This is a genomic window from Paracoccus sp. MBLB3053 (assembly GCF_031822435.1).
Classification (GTDB): domain Bacteria; phylum Pseudomonadota; class Alphaproteobacteria; order Rhodobacterales; family Rhodobacteraceae; genus Paracoccus; species Paracoccus aurantius.
Map to the genome: position 1 here is coordinate 2,779,641 of NZ_JAVQLW010000001.1, position 15,598 is coordinate 2,795,238.

Consider the following 15,598-nt stretch of genomic DNA (forward strand, 5'->3'; position numbering starts at 1 on the left):
TTGCCGCAAGGCGCGGCAGGCAGATGAAGGGTCCGAACATGTCCGGGACAGTGAAATTCGTCATTCTCAGCGATTCCCGCTCGGGCACCTCGCTCTTGTCGGAAACCCTGAACAGCCATCCGCAGATCGTCTGCCATGGCGAGGTGTTTCACCCCACGCCCCGCGGCCATATCAAGATCCGCGAGGAAGAACGGACGCTGGACCAGCTTGTCGCGCTGCGCGAGCAAGACCCCGTGTCCTTCATGCGCCTTGTCTATGACCGCCCCGGCGCGCAGGCCGTCGGCTTCAAGATGTGGCGCAACCAGAACAGCGAGGAATGCGACCGGCTGATGGCCGACGATTCCGTCGCCAAGATCATCTACGAACGCACCAATATCCTTGCCCGTTTCGCGTCCAGCCGTCTCGTCAAGGCAACCGGGATCTACAATCTCGCGCCCGGCGCGGCCCGTCCGGCAAGGCTCGAATCGAAGATCACCTTCGACCGGGCGGAATTCGACAAGTATCGGGCGCGACACGAGCGGATCTTTTCGACCTATCGCCAGAATTCGCGCGGGCCCGTCCTGGAACTGACCTACAAGTCGCTGGTCGAGAAGGGCTTCGACGAGGTCCTCTCCTTTCTCGGCGCGCCCCTTCAGCCCCTCGCGCCACAAAAGGAAAAGCTGCACGATTCGCGCATCATCGAGCGCTTCGAGAGCGCGCATCACCCCCTGATCGTCTCGACCGTGACCGAGATGGGCTGCGCCGAATGGCTCGACGAATGATTGCCCCCACCCCGCGCGGCTGACGCGCGAGGGGCCGCGCCTCATCTGCAAGCCGTTGCGCATCGGCTCCGCCGCCGGCCCGCGAAGATGGCGCGGCGCGACCCGCTGGATGTCAGGTTAGGAAGGGCATGATGTCCACGCCATCGCCCGGAAAGACCGTGATGTGCGGATGATCCCGAAAAAGCAGCGCCGCCGCATGGGCATTTTCAGCCTCGATGACGAGATAGCCGCAAAACGGGTTCGCGGCATCGGTGACACCATCCCTGGTGATGCGGGTCGTTTTCCCCACCATGCCGCCACGGTCGAGGATGGAGGCCGCATTCCTCTCCTCCCAGGCGGCCCATTCCCTGAGCCCCACCGCATCAACGGCCTCCTGCTCGGCCTTGGGCAAGGCCCGAAATCGATCGAAGTCTTCGGATTTCATCGTGTAGACGGCAAGGAAACGTGGCATGAGACACCTCCATGGTCGCAACCGACGATCACCCTACACCCAGAGCCGCATCTGGCGTCCTCGGGAAGGCGGCAGCGCAGGGCAAACGGCGAAAACTTGCCCGGATCCTCCGCGCCCGCGACCACCAGTCGCGCAAGATGAACCAGGCGGGGCCGGTCTGGTCGATCGACGTCCCGTCTGCCGGAAAGCATCCCGTTTTCATGACTTTATGGTGCGGGTGGAGGGACTTGAACCCCCACGCCTTGCGGCGCCAGAACCTAAATCTGGTGCGTCTGCCAATTTCGCCACACCCGCATCCTGTCTCGCGCCGGTCAAGGGCCGCGAGAGTTCGGCTCTCTTAGCAAAGCGTCCGGGGGGATGCGAGAGGGAAAATCATCTCCCCCCTGCCCTTGCTTTCCGGTCGGCCGGGGGATCGGGATCTTGGGGTGCGAGGAATGGCCCGAAAAGCTCACCCGAAGGGTTCGCGATCCGCGCCCCGCCCATCCCGCGCCCTCGTTGGCCGCGCCGTCCTTGGCCGCGCCCGCGTTGAGGCCGCGCATGGATCGTGGCACGCAAGGTGTCAGGTGTCTGCGCTCTGGGGTCACAGCGCGCCTAGCACCCGCGGTACGGTCTCGGGCAGATCCTCGGCAATCAGGCCCGGCCCGAAACGGCGCGCCGCTTCGGCATGGAGCCAGGCCGCAAGGCCCGCCGCGTCTCGGGCGGGAAAGCCCCGCGCCAGCAGGCCGGTGACAAGTCCGGCCAGCACATCCCCCGAACCCGCCGTCGCAAGCCAGGGCGCGGCATTCACCCCGGTTGCCGCCGCGATCACCGCCCGGCCCGAAGGGCAGGAAATCACCGTGTCCGGGCCCTTGAGCAGCACCGTCGCGCCCGAGCGCGCCGCCGCGATCCGCACCGCGTCCAGCCGTGAAAAGGCCGGCCCGCGGCTTGGCTCGTCGCGCAGCTTGCGACCCAGATCGGGAAATAGCCGGGCGAATTCGCCCTCATGCGGGGTCAGCACGACTGCCTCGTGCAATTGCGCGAAAAGCGCGTCCGGCCCATCCGCGAAAGCAGACAGCGCATCGGCATCCAGCACCGCCGGACGCCCCGCCCCCAGCGCCACGGGCACCATGCGCCGGGCGCGCTCGAGCCCCATGCCGGGGCCAAGACAAAGCGCGCTGATCCGCGGATCGCGCAGGCGTTGCGCCAAAGCATCGCCATCGACCAGCCCGTCCAGCATGATCGCATCGAGCCTTGCAGCATTTTCAGGCAAAGCCTCGGGCGGCGGCGCAAGCGTGACCAGCCCCGCGCCCACGCGCAGGGCCGACCGGGCTGCGAGCCGCGCCGCCCCACCCTTTCCGGGCCCGCCGGCAATGACCAGGGCGTGGCCATGGCTGTACTTGTGGCCATGGCGCTTCAGCAGCGACCCCGACGGGCCGGCCAGCGTGACGCAATCGCCGGCCTCGGCGCTCCAGGGCTCCAGCCCGATGTCGCAGGTGACGATCTTGCCCCCCAGCGCACCGCCATCGGACAGGAAATGCCCCAGTTTCGGGCGGTGAAATGTCACCGTCAGCGCCGCCTCGGGCAGGCGCGTATCGCCCAGCGCCCGGCCGCTTGTCGCGCAGATCCCGCTCAGGATGTCGATGGCCGCCAACTCGCAGCCCGAGGCGGCTATCCCTCTCAGAAGTCCGGCAATTTCGCCTGAAAGCGGGCGGCTGATCCCGGTGCCGAACAGCGCGTCGACACAAAGCCCGATCGCCCGTCCGGGCATGGCCGAAACCGCGCCCATCTCGACCGTCTCGCCCCGCCAGAGCGCGGCCGCGCCCTGCGCTTCGGCCGTGGCGGGCGGCGCGATCGCCAGAACCCGGACCGGCCAGCCCCGCCCGGCAAGGTGACGCGCGATGACATAGCCGTCGCCGCCATTGTTGCCCGGCCCGCACAGGATCAGGGCCTCGCGCCCCGTCTCGGCGAAGGCCGGCCAGTGATCGGCGATGGCCGATGCCGCCGCGCGCCCGGCACGTTCCATCAGGCTGCCGCCCGTCTCGGCCCCGCTCTGGATCGCGGCCTCTTCGACCATGCGCATCTGCCGAGTCGTCAGGATCGGGAAATCGGCGCCCATGATGATTGCATATCCTTTGTGCATCCTGCACAATCTAGGCGCAGTATTGCCGGTTTCACGTTTTCCATGCCGCTTTCCCCATCATGCTGCATGGACGATCCCCATCAAACCCGCCAATCAGGTCGCAGGCAAGTCGCGAGGAAGGATCAGGCGATGAAGAAAGTCGAAGCCATCATCAAGCCCTTCAAACTGGATGATGTGAAAGAAGCGCTTCAGGAAGTGGGCGTCCAGGGCCTCTCGGTTACCGAAGTCAAGGGCTTCGGCCGTCAGAAGGGGCATACCGAGCTCTATCGTGGCGCCGAATATGTCGTCGACTTCCTGCCCAAGGTGAAAATCGAGATGGTCCTTCCCGACGATCTGGTCGAAGTTGCTGTCGATGCGATCATCTCCGCGGCCCGCACCGAAAAGATCGGTGACGGCAAGATCTTCATTCTCCCTGTCGAACAGGCGATCCGCATCCGCACCGGCGAAACCGGCGACGACGCAGTCTGATCGGCAGATTGAACGATTGAGGGGGCTGGCCCCGGCCAGCCCCATAGCTTTACCATGTCCGGCCGCGGCGGCTGGGCCGACTGAATGGAGGAAGGAATCCAATGAAAGTCAAGGACGTACTGGATCTGATGAAGGAGGAAGACGTCGAATACGTCGATGTCCGCTTCACCGATCCCAAGGGCAAGCTGCAGCACGTGACCCTGGTTGCCGACCTGGTCGACGAGGACTTCTTCGAAGAAGGCTTCATGTTCGACGGTTCCTCGATCGCCGGCTGGAAGTCGATCGACCAGTCCGACATGAAGCTGATCCCGGATGCGTCGTCGGCTTACATCGACCCGTTCTATGCCGAAAAGACCCTCTGCGTGCATTGCAACGTCGTCGAGCCCGACACCGGCGAGGCCTATTCGCGTGACCCGCGCGGCACCGCCCTGAAAGCCGAGGCCTATCTGAAATCCTCGGGCATCGGCGATGTCTCCTATTTCGGGCCGGAAGCCGAATTCTTCCTGTTCGACGATGTGAAATATTCGATCACGCCCCAGAAGGTCGCCTTCGAGATCGACGCCGTCGACGCCGCCTGGAACACCGACACCGCCTATGAAGACGGCAACCTGGCGCACCGCGCGGCCCATAAGGGCGGCTATTTCCCGGTGAACCCGGTCGATGCGGCCCAGGACATCCGCGGCGAGATGCTCTCGACCATGAAGCGCATGGGCATCAAGGTCGACAAGCACCACCACGAGGTCGCGACCGCGCAGCACGAGTTGGGGATGATCTTCGGCGGGCTGACCGAGCAGGCCGACAACATCCAGAAATACAAATACGTCATCCACAACGTGGCGGCCGCCTACGGCAAATCGGCAACCTTCATGCCGAAGCCGATGAAGGGCGACAACGGCTCGGGCATGCACGTCAACATGTCGATCTGGAAAGACGGCAAGCCGCTCTTTGCAGGCGACAAATATGCCGACCTGTCGCAAGAGGCCCTGTGGTTCATCGGCGGCATCCTGAAGCACGCCAAGGCGCTGAACGCGCTGACCAACCCCTCGACCAACAGCTACAAGCGCCTGATCCCGGGCTTCGAGGCTCCGGTTCTGCGCGCCTACTCGGCCCGCAACCGCTCGGGCTGCGTCCGTATTCCGTGGACCGAGTCGCCGAAAGCCAAGCGCGTCGAGGCTCGTTTCCCCGATCCGGCCGCGAACCCCTACCTGGCTTTCGCAGCCCTGCTGATGGCCGGCCTTGACGGCATCAAGAACAAGATCGATCCGGGCCCGGCTTCGGACAAGGACCTTTACGATCTGCCGCCGGAAGAACTGGCCGAGATCCCGACCGTCTGCGGCTCGCTGCGCGAGGCTCTGGAAGAGCTTGAAAAGGACATGGACTTCCTGCTGGCCGGTGACGTGTTCACCCGCGACCAGCTTGAAGGCTACATCAAGCTGAAGTGGGAAGAGGTTTACGCCTACGAGCACACCCCCCACCCGATCGAATACGCAATGTACTATTCGGTCTAAGTCCATAACAGGGACAGTGACAGCGAAAGGCCGCCCCCCGGGGCGGCCTTTTTTGCGTCATCCGCGTCTAACCCTTGGCCGAGGCACCCCATCGGGGGCATGATTGGCAAAAACCGAAGGGGGGCGGGATCATGAACTTGTCGAAATCTGGCGCGGCCATCTGCATGGCCCTGTTTCTCGCGGCATGCGGGCCGGGGCCGGACCTCCGCGATGTCCCGAAACCCGTGACCACGGCCCCGACCGACACGTCGGCGACCTTCCTTGGCCGCAAGGTCGAAGCCTTCGCGCCGCCGCAGGACGGGCGCTCCGGCATCCGGCTCGTCACCAGCGGCCCCGAGGCATTGGCCTTTCGGCAGATCCTCAGTGAACGGGCCGAACGCAGCATCGATGCGCAATATTACATCATGCATAATGACGTGACCGGCCACATCTTCGCGGGCGAGCTTCTCAAGGCAGCGGATCGCGGCGTCCGGGTGCGGCTCCTGCTCGATGACATGTACACTGCGGAATATGATGACATGATGGTCGCGCTCAGCCGCCATCCGAATATCAGCATCCGCCTGTTCAATCCGTTTCGCCGTGACCTCTGGCGTCCCATCGACAGCCTTTTCGAATTCGGGCGGATCAACCGGCGCATGCACAACAAGTCGATGACCTTCGACAACCAGGTCACGCTGGTGGGCGGGCGCAATATCGCCGACGAATATTTCTCGGCGGATGAAGACAGCAACTACGACGATCTCGACCTGCTCGCCACCGGGCCGGTCGTCGGCGAGGTATCGGGTATCTTCGACACCTATTGGAACAGCCCCTACGCCATCCCCGCCGAAACCGTCATCGGCCAGCGCAAGGATACGCCAAGCTATGCCGAGGCCCGCGCCCGGCTGCTCGCGCTTTACGACGCGGCCGGTGACACCGCCTATGGCACTGCGGTCGGGCGGGACGTGCGCCGCCAGATCAGCGACGGAAACCTGAACCTGTCATGGGTGCCTGCCAGGGCCATTGCCGACAACCCCGACAAGGCCGCAGGCGCCAGCCGTGAAATCCTTGCCGCCGAGATCCTGCCCTTGCTGACCTCGGCCCGCCGCGAGGTCGTGATCGAATCCGCCTATTTCATGCCCGGTCCCCGCGGCACCGAGCTTCTGGCATCGCTCGCACGGCGGGGGGTGCATGTCGTGATCCTGACGAACTCGCTCGACTCGAACGACGTCCAGATGGTCCACGCGCATTACGCGCGCTACCGCAAGACCCTGCTCGAGGCCGGTGTCGAGCTTTGGGAACTGCGCCCCGACAAGGAACGCGCCGACCGCTCGATGCTGCAACTGGGGCAATCCCTGTCGGGCCTGCACAGCAAGGCGTTTTCCGTGGACGGGCGCTATCTTTTCATCGGCTCCTTCAACTGGGACCCGCGATCGGTCAACATCAACACCGAAATGGGCATCCTCGTCGATTCCCCGAAAGACGCCCGGGGCGCCGTCCGCCGGCTCGCATCGAACCTGCCCGACACCGCCTACCGGCTGCGCCTGGATGCAGAAGGCCGGATCGAATGGCTGGAACATCAGCCGGGCGGCGGCTGGATCGCCTACCGGCAGGAACCGGCAAGCTCGGGCTGGCGGCGCTTCGTGACCGGGCTATATGCCTGGCTGCCCGTGGCAGGGCAGCTTTAGGCACCGCGCCGCACCGGCTTCAGGCGGCTTCGCGGATCGGGAATTCGTCCAGAGACTGGCGCTGCTCCTCGCTCAGATCCTCTTCGCGGATGACCGAGGTGTGGATCGAAAAGACCACCGCTCCGGTTTCCGGCAGACGGAACAGGCATTGGCGCTCGACCCGGATAAAGGGCAGATCGCCATCGGGTGCCCTGCCCTGTTCCTCGGTCCGGGGATTGTGCAGCGGCGCGTTCGAATGATGCGCCGTCCCGCGCATCATGCCGATCCCGGGCCGGATGCCGTCCAGAAGGCGCTGCACCCGCCTGCCGATATCCTCGGTATATTTCTCGACCGGCTTGTGGATGCGCATCATCGGGCGCATGAATTTCTGCTCGAGCGACCACCCCGCGGGAAAGCACAGGATCGCGCCGCCCAGGATGTGCTCGCCCCCCTCGCCCGGAACCATCAGGCACAGATCCTCCGCGACCAGCCGTCCCAGCGTCAGCAGCGGCTGGTCGGGGTCCGGGCGGACCAGCCCGCCATCGGGGCGGCGAATGAGCTCGCCCATTCCGTAGCCGTAGCCCGGCAGCAGACGCATGATCCAGTCGTAAAGTTCGCGCGCGGCCGGTGCACAACCTGTGTACAGCCGGTGTACGGCCTGTGTACGCTCGGTGATCAGCTTTTCCCGCAATTCCAGTTGCTTGGCGAAGGCATCGTCGCGGATCAGCCAATCCGCCTCGCTGACGGGAACCGTGCCCGGCAGGCGCCGCGTGCGCGGGTCGGTCCAGGGCGCGAAGCCCAGATGTTTCTGTAAGATCTCGCTCATCCCCGCATCATGCTTACGGCAAGGTTGCGGGCAAGGGGTCTTGCGGCTATCAGGCCAGCAAATACAGGAGAATCCGATGATCCCGCGTTATTCCCGCCCCGAAATGGTCGCCATCTGGTCGCCCGAAACCAAGTTCAAGATCTGGTACGAAATCGAGGCCCATGCCTGCGACGCACAGGCCGATCTGGGCGTGATCCCGCGCGAAAACGCCGAAGCGGTGTGGAAAGCGCGCGATGTCGAATTCGACGTGGCCCGCATCGACGAAATCGAATCCGTTACAAAACATGATGTTATCGCATTTCTGACGCATCTTGCCGAACATATCGGCTCGGAACAGGCGCGCTTCGTGCACCAGGGCATGACCTCCTCGGACGTGCTCGACACCACGCTGAACGTCCAGCTGGTGCGCGCCGCCGACATCCTGCTCGCGGACATGGACCGCGTGCTGGCCGCGCTGAAAAAGCGCGCCTATGAGCACAAGGACACCGTCCGCATCGGCCGCAGCCACGGCATCCACGCCGAGCCGACCACGATGGGCCTGACCTTCGCCCGCTTCTACGCCGAGATGGACAGGGGCCGCACCCGCCTGCAGGCCGCCCGCGAGGAAGTCGCGACCGGCGCGATCTCGGGCGCCGTCGGCACCTTCGCCAATATCGACCCGGCAGTCGAAGAGCATGTCTGCGCGAAACTCGGCCTTCGCCCCGAACCGATCTCGACCCAGGTCATCCCGCGCGACCGCCACGCCATGTTCTTCGCGACACTGGGCGTCATCGCCTCGTCGATCGAGAACATCGCGATCGAGATTCGCCACATGCAGCGTACCGAAGTTCTTGAAGCCGAAGAGTTTTTCTCGCCCGGCCAAAAAGGCTCCTCGGCCATGCCGCACAAGCGCAACCCCGTCCTGACCGAGAACCTGACCGGCCTCGCCCGCCTCGTCCGCATGGCCGTCGTGCCCGCGATGGAGAACGTGGCGCTCTGGCACGAGCGCGACATCTCGCACAGCTCGGTCGAGCGCGGCATCGGCCCCGACACCACCATCACGCTGGATTTCGCGCTGAACCGTCTGGCTGGCGTCATCGAGAAACTCGTCGTCTATCCCGAGAACATGCTCAGGAACATGAACAAGTTCAAAGGTCTGGTCATGTCGCAGCGGGTGCTGCTGGCACTGACCCAAGCCGGCGTCTCGCGCGAGGATGCCTATCGTCTCGTGCAGCGCAACGCGATGAAGGTCTGGGAACAGGGCGCCGACTTCAAGACCGAGCTTCTGGGCGACGCCGAGGTGACCGCCGCGCTGTCCCCCGCCGAGATCGAAGAGAAATTCGACCTTGGCTATCATACCAAGCATGTCGACACGATTTTTGCCCGCGTCTTCGGCGAAAACGGCGCGCATTAACGGGCTGTTCTTCATTTGATGCAAGGCTGCCCCCGAGGATTCGGAATCGGGGGCAGTCACATGGAAATCGCGGCGATCCGGCAACCGGGGCTGACTGCCCGTCAGAAAGCCGCCATCATTGTCCGGCTGATCCTGGCCGAGGGCGAGGATCTGGATCTTTCGCGACTCTCTCCCGAAATGCAGGCCGATCTCGCGCAGGAAATGGCGCAAATGGGGCTGATCGACCGGGAAACCCGCAATGCGGTCATCGTCGAATTCTGCGAAAAACTGGAAAAGGTGGGTCTCAGCTTTCCGGGAAATATCGACGGAACGCTTGATCTACTTGACGGATACCTCTCAGCCGACACGTCGGATCGGCTGCGCCGCATGGCGGCCCTGCATGGCAGCGGCGATCCGTGGTTCCGCATCAGCGGCCTCGCCAGCGACCTCCTGGCCGAGCTTGCGCGCACCGAGTCGATCGAGATCGCGGCGGTCATGTTTTCGAAACTGCCCGTTCCACGCGCCGCAGAGGTCTTCAGCCAGATCGACCCCGAACGCGCCAGGCAGATCGCCTATGCCATGTCCTTGACCGGCACAGTCGAAGCGCCTGCGCTGAACCGGATCGGCCACGCGCTGATCCAAGCGGCGGATGCCATCCCGCGTACGGCGATCGAGGCGAACGCGGTCGAAAAGGTGGGCGCGATCCTCAACTACTCGCCGGCTCTTACCCGCGACACCGTGCTGGCCGGTCTGGAAAATGACGATGCCGATTTCGCTGAGGAGGTCCGCAAGACGTTGTTCACCTGGGCCAGCATTCCCAGCCGCATCGACGTGCGCGATATCGCGCGCATCCTGCGAGAGGTGGACGGGACAACCCTCGTGAAGGCGCTTGCCGGATCGAAGGGCAAGGATGTCGCGACCGTAGACTTCCTGCTTGGAGGAGTTTCTTCGCGACTGGCCGAGTCGATCCGGGATGAGATGCAGGCCGTCGGCAAGATCCCCGCGAAGGCCGCCGAGGAAGCGATGGGCGAGGTCGTGGCGGCGATCCGCCGCATGGAGACCGAGGGTGACCTGTTCCTGATCGCGCTCGACCCGGACGACCCCCCAGCGCCGTGACATGCATAGCTTGCCGAGCGGCCCCACCTGGCCTAGCACTTCGGGTTGTATCAAAGGAAAGCTCGGGAAGCGAAGATGACCAACTCCATCGCCATTGGGCTCGGATTGCTGATCCTGGCGCTTTTCGCGCTGGACGCGCTGGTCCTGCACCTGGACCTGCCGGTATTTCTGGGAAAGCAGTTTGCCGCGCTGATCGAATATCTGAGCTTTTGGCGCTAACAGACGACGAAGCGGGCAGAAGCGCCCGTCTGTCAAGGCGCTAACATGAACTATTCACAAGAAACTGGCACTTAAAGCCGTTCAGCCATTTGCATTCCCCCAGGAATGCGGTCTATCTCGCAGCCGAACATCAACACCGCCGGAGGAACCCATGGCTGTAAAGGTGGCAATCAACGGTTTTGGCCGTATCGGCCGGAACGTGCTGCGCGCGATCATTGAATCGGGTCGTACCGATATCGAGGTCGTCGCGATCAACGATCTCGGCCCGGTCGAGACCAACGCCCATCTGCTGCGCTACGATTCGGTCCATGGCCGCTTCCCGGCCAAGGTGACGACCACCGAGGACACGATCGACGTTGGCCGTGGCCCGATCAAGGTCACCGCGATCCGCAACCCGGCCGAACTGCCCTGGGGTGACGTTGACGTCATCATGGAATGCACCGGCATCTTCACCTCGAAGGAAAAGGTCCAGCCGCACCTTTCGACCGGCGCGAAGCGCGTGCTGATCTCGGCCCCCGGTGACAATGCCGACAAGACCATCGTCTTCGGCGTCAACCACGAGACGCTGACCAAGGACGACATCGTCGTCTCGAACGCCAGCTGCACCACCAACTGCCTTTCCCCCGTGGCCAAGGTGCTGAACGACACGATCGGGATTGCCCGTGGTTTCATGACCACGATCCACAGCTATACCGGCGACCAGCCGACGCTCGACACGATGCACAAGGACCTGTATCGCGCCCGCGCCGCGGCCCTGTCGATGATCCCGACCTCGACCGGTGCTGCCAAGGCCGTGGGCCTCGTGCTGCCGGAACTCAAGGGCCGCCTCGACGGCGTCGCGATCCGCGTGCCGACCCCGAACGTCTCGGTCGTCGACCTGACTTTTGAGGCCGCCCGCGACACCTCGGTCGAGGAAATCAACAATGCGATCCGCGCAGCCGCGAATGGCCCGCTGAAAGGCATCCTTGGCTATACGGACGAACCGCTGGTTTCGACCGACTTCAACCACGACCCGCACAGCTCGGTCTTCCACATGGACCAGACCAAGGTCATGGAAGGCAAGCTCTGCCGCATCCTGACCTGGTACGACAACGAATGGGGCTTCTCGAACCGCATGTCGGATACCGCCGTCGCGATGGGCAAGCTGATCTGATCCGGGACTGGACGAAGAAATGACGAACGCGCCCCAAGGGGCGCGTTTTGCGTTTGCAAGACCGACAGCTCAGCGCCGGGTACTATTTCTTGTTCGACAGGCGCCGAACATTCGCCTTTGTGCGCCGACGATAGGGGCGCAGCGCCGCCGCCACGACCCGATCGGCCCGATCTCCGCGGCCCGCGGCTTGAAGCGCTGCGAACATTGCCTCTGAGGCCGCATTGGCTTTCTCGACCACCATCCTGGTCGGTTCGGTGGCGTCCTGACGCACCAGGCCCATCATGCCGGCCGTGCGCATTGCGATCACCATCTGGGATTCCCATGCGATCCGGGCCATCTGCTGCCAAAGCAGCATCGGGTTGCCGATCGTGAACGGGTCTAACTTGCGAGACGCCATCCGCCACTCCGTTAACATCTTTACAGGCGAAGGAACCTGCGCCTTCCGGCGAAGGAATCCAAGTCATTCTTTCGCGATCTGCCCGGGGCCTATTTTCATGCCCTGCCAGCCGGTATAGAGGATGCCCATGATCACTTCCATGACGCTCCGCCGCCCCGACGACTGGCACCTGCACCTTCGCGATGGTGAGATGCTTGCTGCAGTTGCAGCATATTCCAGCCATTTCGGCCGGGCCATGATCATGCCCAATCTGGTGCCCCCCGTCGTCACCGGGGCACAGGCTGCTGCCTATCGCGACCGCATTCTCGCCGCTCTGCCCGAGAAAGTGACGTTGCGTCCATTGATGACGCTCTACCTGACCGAAGACACTGATCCCTCCGATCTTGTGGCGGCGCATCGGGATGGAATCATCACCGCCGTCAAGCTCTATCCGGCAGGCGCGACGACGAACTCGGCTTCGGGCGTGCAGGACTTCGACAAGGTGCGGCCCGTTCTCGAGGCCATGGCCGAGGCCGGCATCCCGCTTTGCACCCATGGCGAGGTGACCGATCCGGCGGTCGACATCTTCGACCGCGAGGCCGTCTTCATCGACCGCGTGCTTGACCCGATCCGCCGCGCGACGCCGGGCCTGCGCGTGGTGATGGAACATATCACCACCTCGGACGGCGTCGATTACGTCAGCAGCCAGAGCGATATGGGCGCGACCATCACCACCCATCACCTGGTGATCAACCGCAACCACATCCTGGTCGGCGGCATCCGCCCGCATTACTACTGCCTGCCGGTCGCCAAGCGCGAAAGCCATCGCCTCGCGCTGCGCCGCGCCGCGACCTCGGGGGACACGCGCTTCTTCCTCGGCACTGATTCGGCGCCGCATCCGGACCGCGCCAAGGAATCGGCCTGCGGCTGCGCCGGCTGCTTCACCGCCCCGAACACCATGTCGATCCTTGCCAAGGTCTTCGAAGAGGATGGCGCGCTCGACAGACTGGAAGGCTTCACCTCGCTCAACGGCCCGGCCTTCTACGGGCTGCCCGCGAACGAGGACATGATCCGCCTCGTCAAGCGCGAGACCCCGGCCACCTATCCGACCCATATCCCCGCCGGGGACGAGACCGTCACCGTCTTCGATCCCGGCTTCCCGCTCTACTGGCATGTCGAGGACCCCGCATGACCCTGCCCTTCCCCCCGCGTGAGGAAATCGCGCGCCTGACCGCCCGCATGCTGCTGGAAATCAAGGCCGTGCATTTCAACGCGGCCGAGCCCTATACCTATGCGTCCGGCCTGAAGGGCCCGACCTATATCGACTGCCGCAAGCTGATCAGCTTCCCGCGCATCCGCTCGACTCTGATGGATTTCCTGTCGGCAACCGTGCTGCGCGATGCGGGCTTCGACGCCTTCGACAATATCGCCGGTGGCGAGACGGCGGGCATCCCCTTCGCGGCTCTGGTCGCGGAACGGCTTGAGCTGCCGATGACCTATGTGCGCAAGAAGCCCAAGGGTTACGGCCGCAACGCCCGCATCGAGGGCGCGATGACCGAGGGCCAGCGCGTCCTGCTGGTCGAGGACCTGACCACGGATGGTGGCTCGAAGCTGAGCTTCGTCGACGCGATCCGCGAGACCGGCGCTTCCTGCGCCCATACCGCGGTGATCTTCTATTACGGCATCTTCCCGGAAACGACGCAGCGCCTTGCCGATCACGGCGTGCAGCTGCACCATCTCTGCACCTGGTGGGACGTGCTGGCCGAGGCCAAGGCGCAGGGCTTCTATGACGAGGCCACGCTGAACGAGGTCGAGAGCTTCCTGACCGATCCGCGCGCCTGGCAGGCCGCCCACCCGTAAGCCGTTCTCGGCCCAGAAAATGCGACGCCGCCCGTGCGCCTGCGCGGGCGGCAATCTTTTCCACAGCTTATCCACAGCATATCCAGATAGACCGCTGGTAGCTTAAGGTGGATAAGTACCCTCACTCGAGTCGAACATCCGGAGCCTTCAAGGGATGAGCGAGCTGCGCGCCGTCGAAATCAGGAACCCAAGTGAAATCGCCGAGGCTGTCGCAAGCCAGGCCGTGCCCTTTTCGATCGAGGCTGAGCAACAGCTTCTGGGCGCGCTCCTGACCAATAACGAAGTCTACGACCACGTTTCGCGCATCATCCAGCCAAAGCACTTCTACGACCCGGTTCACCGCCGCATCTACGAGATCTGCATCGAGCGCATTGCCAAGAATGCGCTGGCAAGCCCGGTGACGATCAAGGCGTTCATGGAAAACGACGCCGGGCTCAAGGAACTGGGTGGTCCGGCCTATCTGGCTCGCCTCGCTGGCGCTGCGATCTCGTCCCACGCGGCGCGCGACTATGCGCAGATGATCCGCGAATTCGCTCTACGCCGCGACCTGATCTCGCTCGGGCAGGACATTTCCTCGCGCGCCTCGACCGTTTCGGTGTCGGACTCGGCCGAGGACCAGATCAAGGAAGCCGAGCAGACGCTTTACAAGCTGGGGGAACAGGGCGTCGCGGAACGTGGCTTTCAAAGCTTTCTCTCGGCCGTCAGCGGCGCGCTGACTGCGGCCAATGCCGCCTTCAGCCGCGGCGGCGGTCTGTCGGGGATTTCTTCCGGGCTGGTCGATCTCGATGGCAAGATGGGCGGCTTGAACCGTTCGGACCTCATCATTCTGGCAGGCCGTCCCTCGATGGGGAAAACCTCGCTTGCCACCAACATCGCGTTCAATGTCGCCAAGGTGCATCGCATGGGCGAACAGCCCGACGGTACGCATGGCACGGTGGCGGGCGGCGTCGTGGGCTTCTTCAGCCTGGAAATGTCGGCCGAACAGCTTGCTGCACGCATCCTGTCCGAGGCCGCCGAAGTCCCGAGCGAGTCGATCCGCCGCGGCGACATGACCGAAGACGAGTTCCGCCGCTTTGTCAAAGCCGCGCATGACCTGCAGAACTGCCCGCTCTATATCGACGACACGCCCGCGCTGCCGATCAACCAGCTGGCCGCCCGCGCGCGCAAGCTAAAGCGCACGATGGGGCTCGACCTGCTGATCGTGGACTATCTTCAGCTGCTGCGCGCCGCGACCGCCAAGGACAGCCGCGTCAACGAGGTCTCCGAGATCACGCAGGGCCTCAAGGCCATCGCCAAGGAATTGGACATCCCGGTCATCGCCCTGTCGCAGCTGTCGCGTCAGGTCGAGAACCGCGAGGACAAGCGCCCGCAGCTTTCCGACCTGCGGGAATCGGGCTCGATCGAGCAGGACGCCGATATCGTGATGTTCGTCTTCCGCGAGGAATATTACCGCGAGCGCGAGAAGCCCGCCGATCACGAACTGGACAAGATGGCGGCCTGGCAGCAGATCATGGAAGCCTGCCATGGCAAGGCCGAGGTCATCATCGGCAAGCAGCGTCACGGGCCGATCGGCACGGTCGAACTGTCCTTCGAAGGCCGCTTCACGCGATTTGGAAATCTCGAAAAACATCGTAGCTGGGATCGCTCCGAATAAAGGGGGAGCCCAGGCGCGATTGCATCATGATGCTGCCTCTGTTCGCGGCGAAACACTTCCATACAATCG

Annotated in this window: 15 protein-coding genes and 1 tRNA gene; 11 read left to right on the plus strand and 5 right to left on the minus strand. The window is 64.0% G+C overall.

Annotation, left to right across the window (positions count from 1 at the left end; genetic code table 11):
- Positions 1-23: 23 nt before the first annotated feature.
- A complete protein-coding gene (locus RGQ15_RS13855; protein WP_311160907.1) occupies positions 24-761 on the plus strand; it encodes a sulfotransferase in 738 nt (245 codons plus the stop codon).
- A gap of 112 nt (positions 762-873) precedes the next feature.
- On the opposite strand, the gene RGQ15_RS13860 is transcribed toward RGQ15_RS13855, so the two are convergent.
- From RGQ15_RS13860 to RGQ15_RS13870, 3 genes are all read right to left on the minus strand, one after another.
- On the minus strand, positions 874-1,212 hold the full coding sequence (locus tag RGQ15_RS13860) for a hypothetical protein (RefSeq protein ID WP_311160908.1): 339 nt from the start codon (positions 1,210-1,212) through the stop codon (positions 874-876).
- Between the two features lie 209 nt (positions 1,213-1,421).
- A tRNA-Leu gene (locus RGQ15_RS13865) sits at positions 1,422-1,506 on the minus strand.
- Positions 1,507-1,792: 286 nt separating this feature from the next.
- Positions 1,793-3,307 (minus strand): NAD(P)H-hydrate dehydratase, encoded by a 1,515-nt coding sequence (locus RGQ15_RS13870; protein WP_311160910.1) that lies wholly within the window; start codon positions 3,305-3,307, stop codon positions 1,793-1,795.
- A 153-nt stretch (positions 3,308-3,460) separates the two neighbouring features.
- On the opposite strand from RGQ15_RS13870, the gene RGQ15_RS13875 reads away from it, so the two are divergent.
- From RGQ15_RS13875 to RGQ15_RS13885, 3 genes are all read left to right on the plus strand, one after another.
- Positions 3,461-3,799 carry a P-II family nitrogen regulator gene (locus RGQ15_RS13875; protein ID WP_028717789.1) on the plus strand — a complete coding sequence of 113 codons (339 nt, stop codon included), beginning with the start codon at positions 3,461-3,463 and terminating at the stop codon, positions 3,797-3,799.
- 101 nt (positions 3,800-3,900) lie between these two features.
- On the plus strand, positions 3,901-5,307 hold the full coding sequence (gene glnA, locus RGQ15_RS13880; protein ID WP_311160911.1) for a type I glutamate--ammonia ligase: 1,407 nt from the start codon (positions 3,901-3,903) through the stop codon (positions 5,305-5,307).
- Between the two features lie 131 nt (positions 5,308-5,438).
- A complete protein-coding gene (locus tag RGQ15_RS13885) occupies positions 5,439-6,974 on the plus strand; it encodes a phospholipase D family protein (RefSeq protein WP_311160913.1) in 1,536 nt (511 codons plus the stop codon).
- Between the two features lie 19 nt (positions 6,975-6,993).
- On the opposite strand, the gene RGQ15_RS13890 is transcribed toward RGQ15_RS13885, so the two are convergent.
- Positions 6,994-7,779 (minus strand): heme-dependent oxidative N-demethylase family protein, encoded by a 786-nt coding sequence (locus RGQ15_RS13890; RefSeq protein WP_311160915.1) that lies wholly within the window; start codon positions 7,777-7,779, stop codon positions 6,994-6,996.
- Positions 7,780-7,855: 76 nt separating this feature from the next.
- Here RGQ15_RS13890 and purB point away from each other — a divergent pair, with 76 nt between their 5' ends.
- The 4 genes from purB to gap all read left to right on the plus strand — a co-directional run bounded on the left by purB (position 7,856) and on the right by gap (position 11,639).
- Complete coding sequence (gene purB / locus RGQ15_RS13895; RefSeq protein WP_311160916.1) at positions 7,856-9,172, plus strand: adenylosuccinate lyase; 1,317 nt, start codon at positions 7,856-7,858, stop codon at positions 9,170-9,172.
- 60 nt (positions 9,173-9,232) lie between these two features.
- Complete coding sequence (locus tag RGQ15_RS13900) at positions 9,233-10,267, plus strand: flagellar motor switch protein FliG (RefSeq protein ID WP_311160917.1); 1,035 nt, start codon at positions 9,233-9,235, stop codon at positions 10,265-10,267.
- 75 nt (positions 10,268-10,342) lie between these two features.
- Positions 10,343-10,486: a hypothetical protein gene (locus RGQ15_RS13905; RefSeq protein ID WP_311160918.1), complete on the plus strand. Its 144-nt coding sequence runs from the start codon at positions 10,343-10,345 to the stop codon at positions 10,484-10,486.
- A gap of 151 nt (positions 10,487-10,637) precedes the next feature.
- Positions 10,638-11,639: a type I glyceraldehyde-3-phosphate dehydrogenase gene (gene gap, locus RGQ15_RS13910; RefSeq protein ID WP_311160920.1), complete on the plus strand. Its 1,002-nt coding sequence runs from the start codon at positions 10,638-10,640 to the stop codon at positions 11,637-11,639.
- Positions 11,640-11,721: 82 nt separating this feature from the next.
- Here the strand turns inward: gap and RGQ15_RS13915 are convergent, their stop codons facing one another.
- A complete protein-coding gene (locus RGQ15_RS13915; protein WP_311160922.1) occupies positions 11,722-12,036 on the minus strand; it encodes an antibiotic ABC transporter in 315 nt (104 codons plus the stop codon).
- 127 nt (positions 12,037-12,163) lie between these two features.
- On the opposite strand from RGQ15_RS13915, the gene pyrC reads away from it, so the two are divergent.
- The 3 genes from pyrC (at position 12,164) to RGQ15_RS13930 (ending at position 15,529) form a co-directional block, all read left to right on the plus strand.
- Positions 12,164-13,207: a dihydroorotase gene (gene pyrC, locus RGQ15_RS13920; RefSeq protein WP_311160923.1), complete on the plus strand. Its 1,044-nt coding sequence runs from the start codon at positions 12,164-12,166 to the stop codon at positions 13,205-13,207.
- The gene (locus RGQ15_RS13925; protein ID WP_311160924.1) at positions 13,204-13,875 is read left to right on the plus strand and encodes an orotate phosphoribosyltransferase; all 672 of its coding nucleotides are present in this window, start codon (positions 13,204-13,206) and stop codon (positions 13,873-13,875) included. Before pyrC ends, RGQ15_RS13925 begins: the two co-directional genes overlap by 4 nt.
- A gap of 154 nt (positions 13,876-14,029) precedes the next feature.
- Positions 14,030-15,529 (plus strand): replicative DNA helicase, encoded by a 1,500-nt coding sequence (locus tag RGQ15_RS13930; protein ID WP_311160925.1) that lies wholly within the window; start codon positions 14,030-14,032, stop codon positions 15,527-15,529.
- Positions 15,530-15,598: the final 69 nt, after the last annotated feature.

Coding starts and splice junctions, on each gene's coding strand:
- RGQ15_RS13855 (WP_311160907.1), top strand. CDS start 24: ATGAAGGGTCCGAACATGTCCGGGACAGTGAAATTCGTCATTCTCAGC.
- RGQ15_RS13860 (WP_311160908.1), bottom strand. CDS start 1,212: ATGCCACGTTTCCTTGCCGTCTACACGATGAAATCCGAAGACTTCGAT.
- RGQ15_RS13870 (WP_311160910.1), bottom strand. CDS start 3,307: ATGGGCGCCGATTTCCCGATCCTGACGACTCGGCAGATGCGCATGGTC.
- RGQ15_RS13875 (WP_028717789.1), top strand. CDS start 3,461: ATGAAGAAAGTCGAAGCCATCATCAAGCCCTTCAAACTGGATGATGTG.
- glnA (WP_311160911.1), top strand. CDS start 3,901: ATGAAAGTCAAGGACGTACTGGATCTGATGAAGGAGGAAGACGTCGAA.
- RGQ15_RS13885 (WP_311160913.1), top strand. CDS start 5,439: ATGAACTTGTCGAAATCTGGCGCGGCCATCTGCATGGCCCTGTTTCTC.
- RGQ15_RS13890 (WP_311160915.1), bottom strand. CDS start 7,779: ATGAGCGAGATCTTACAGAAACATCTGGGCTTCGCGCCCTGGACCGAC.
- purB (WP_311160916.1), top strand. CDS start 7,856: ATGATCCCGCGTTATTCCCGCCCCGAAATGGTCGCCATCTGGTCGCCC.
- RGQ15_RS13900 (WP_311160917.1), top strand. CDS start 9,233: ATGGAAATCGCGGCGATCCGGCAACCGGGGCTGACTGCCCGTCAGAAA.
- RGQ15_RS13905 (WP_311160918.1), top strand. CDS start 10,343: ATGACCAACTCCATCGCCATTGGGCTCGGATTGCTGATCCTGGCGCTT.
- gap (WP_311160920.1), top strand. CDS start 10,638: ATGGCTGTAAAGGTGGCAATCAACGGTTTTGGCCGTATCGGCCGGAAC.
- RGQ15_RS13915 (WP_311160922.1), bottom strand. CDS start 12,036: ATGGCGTCTCGCAAGTTAGACCCGTTCACGATCGGCAACCCGATGCTG.
- pyrC (WP_311160923.1), top strand. CDS start 12,164: ATGATCACTTCCATGACGCTCCGCCGCCCCGACGACTGGCACCTGCAC.
- RGQ15_RS13925 (WP_311160924.1), top strand. CDS start 13,204: ATGACCCTGCCCTTCCCCCCGCGTGAGGAAATCGCGCGCCTGACCGCC.
- RGQ15_RS13930 (WP_311160925.1), top strand. CDS start 14,030: ATGAGCGAGCTGCGCGCCGTCGAAATCAGGAACCCAAGTGAAATCGCC.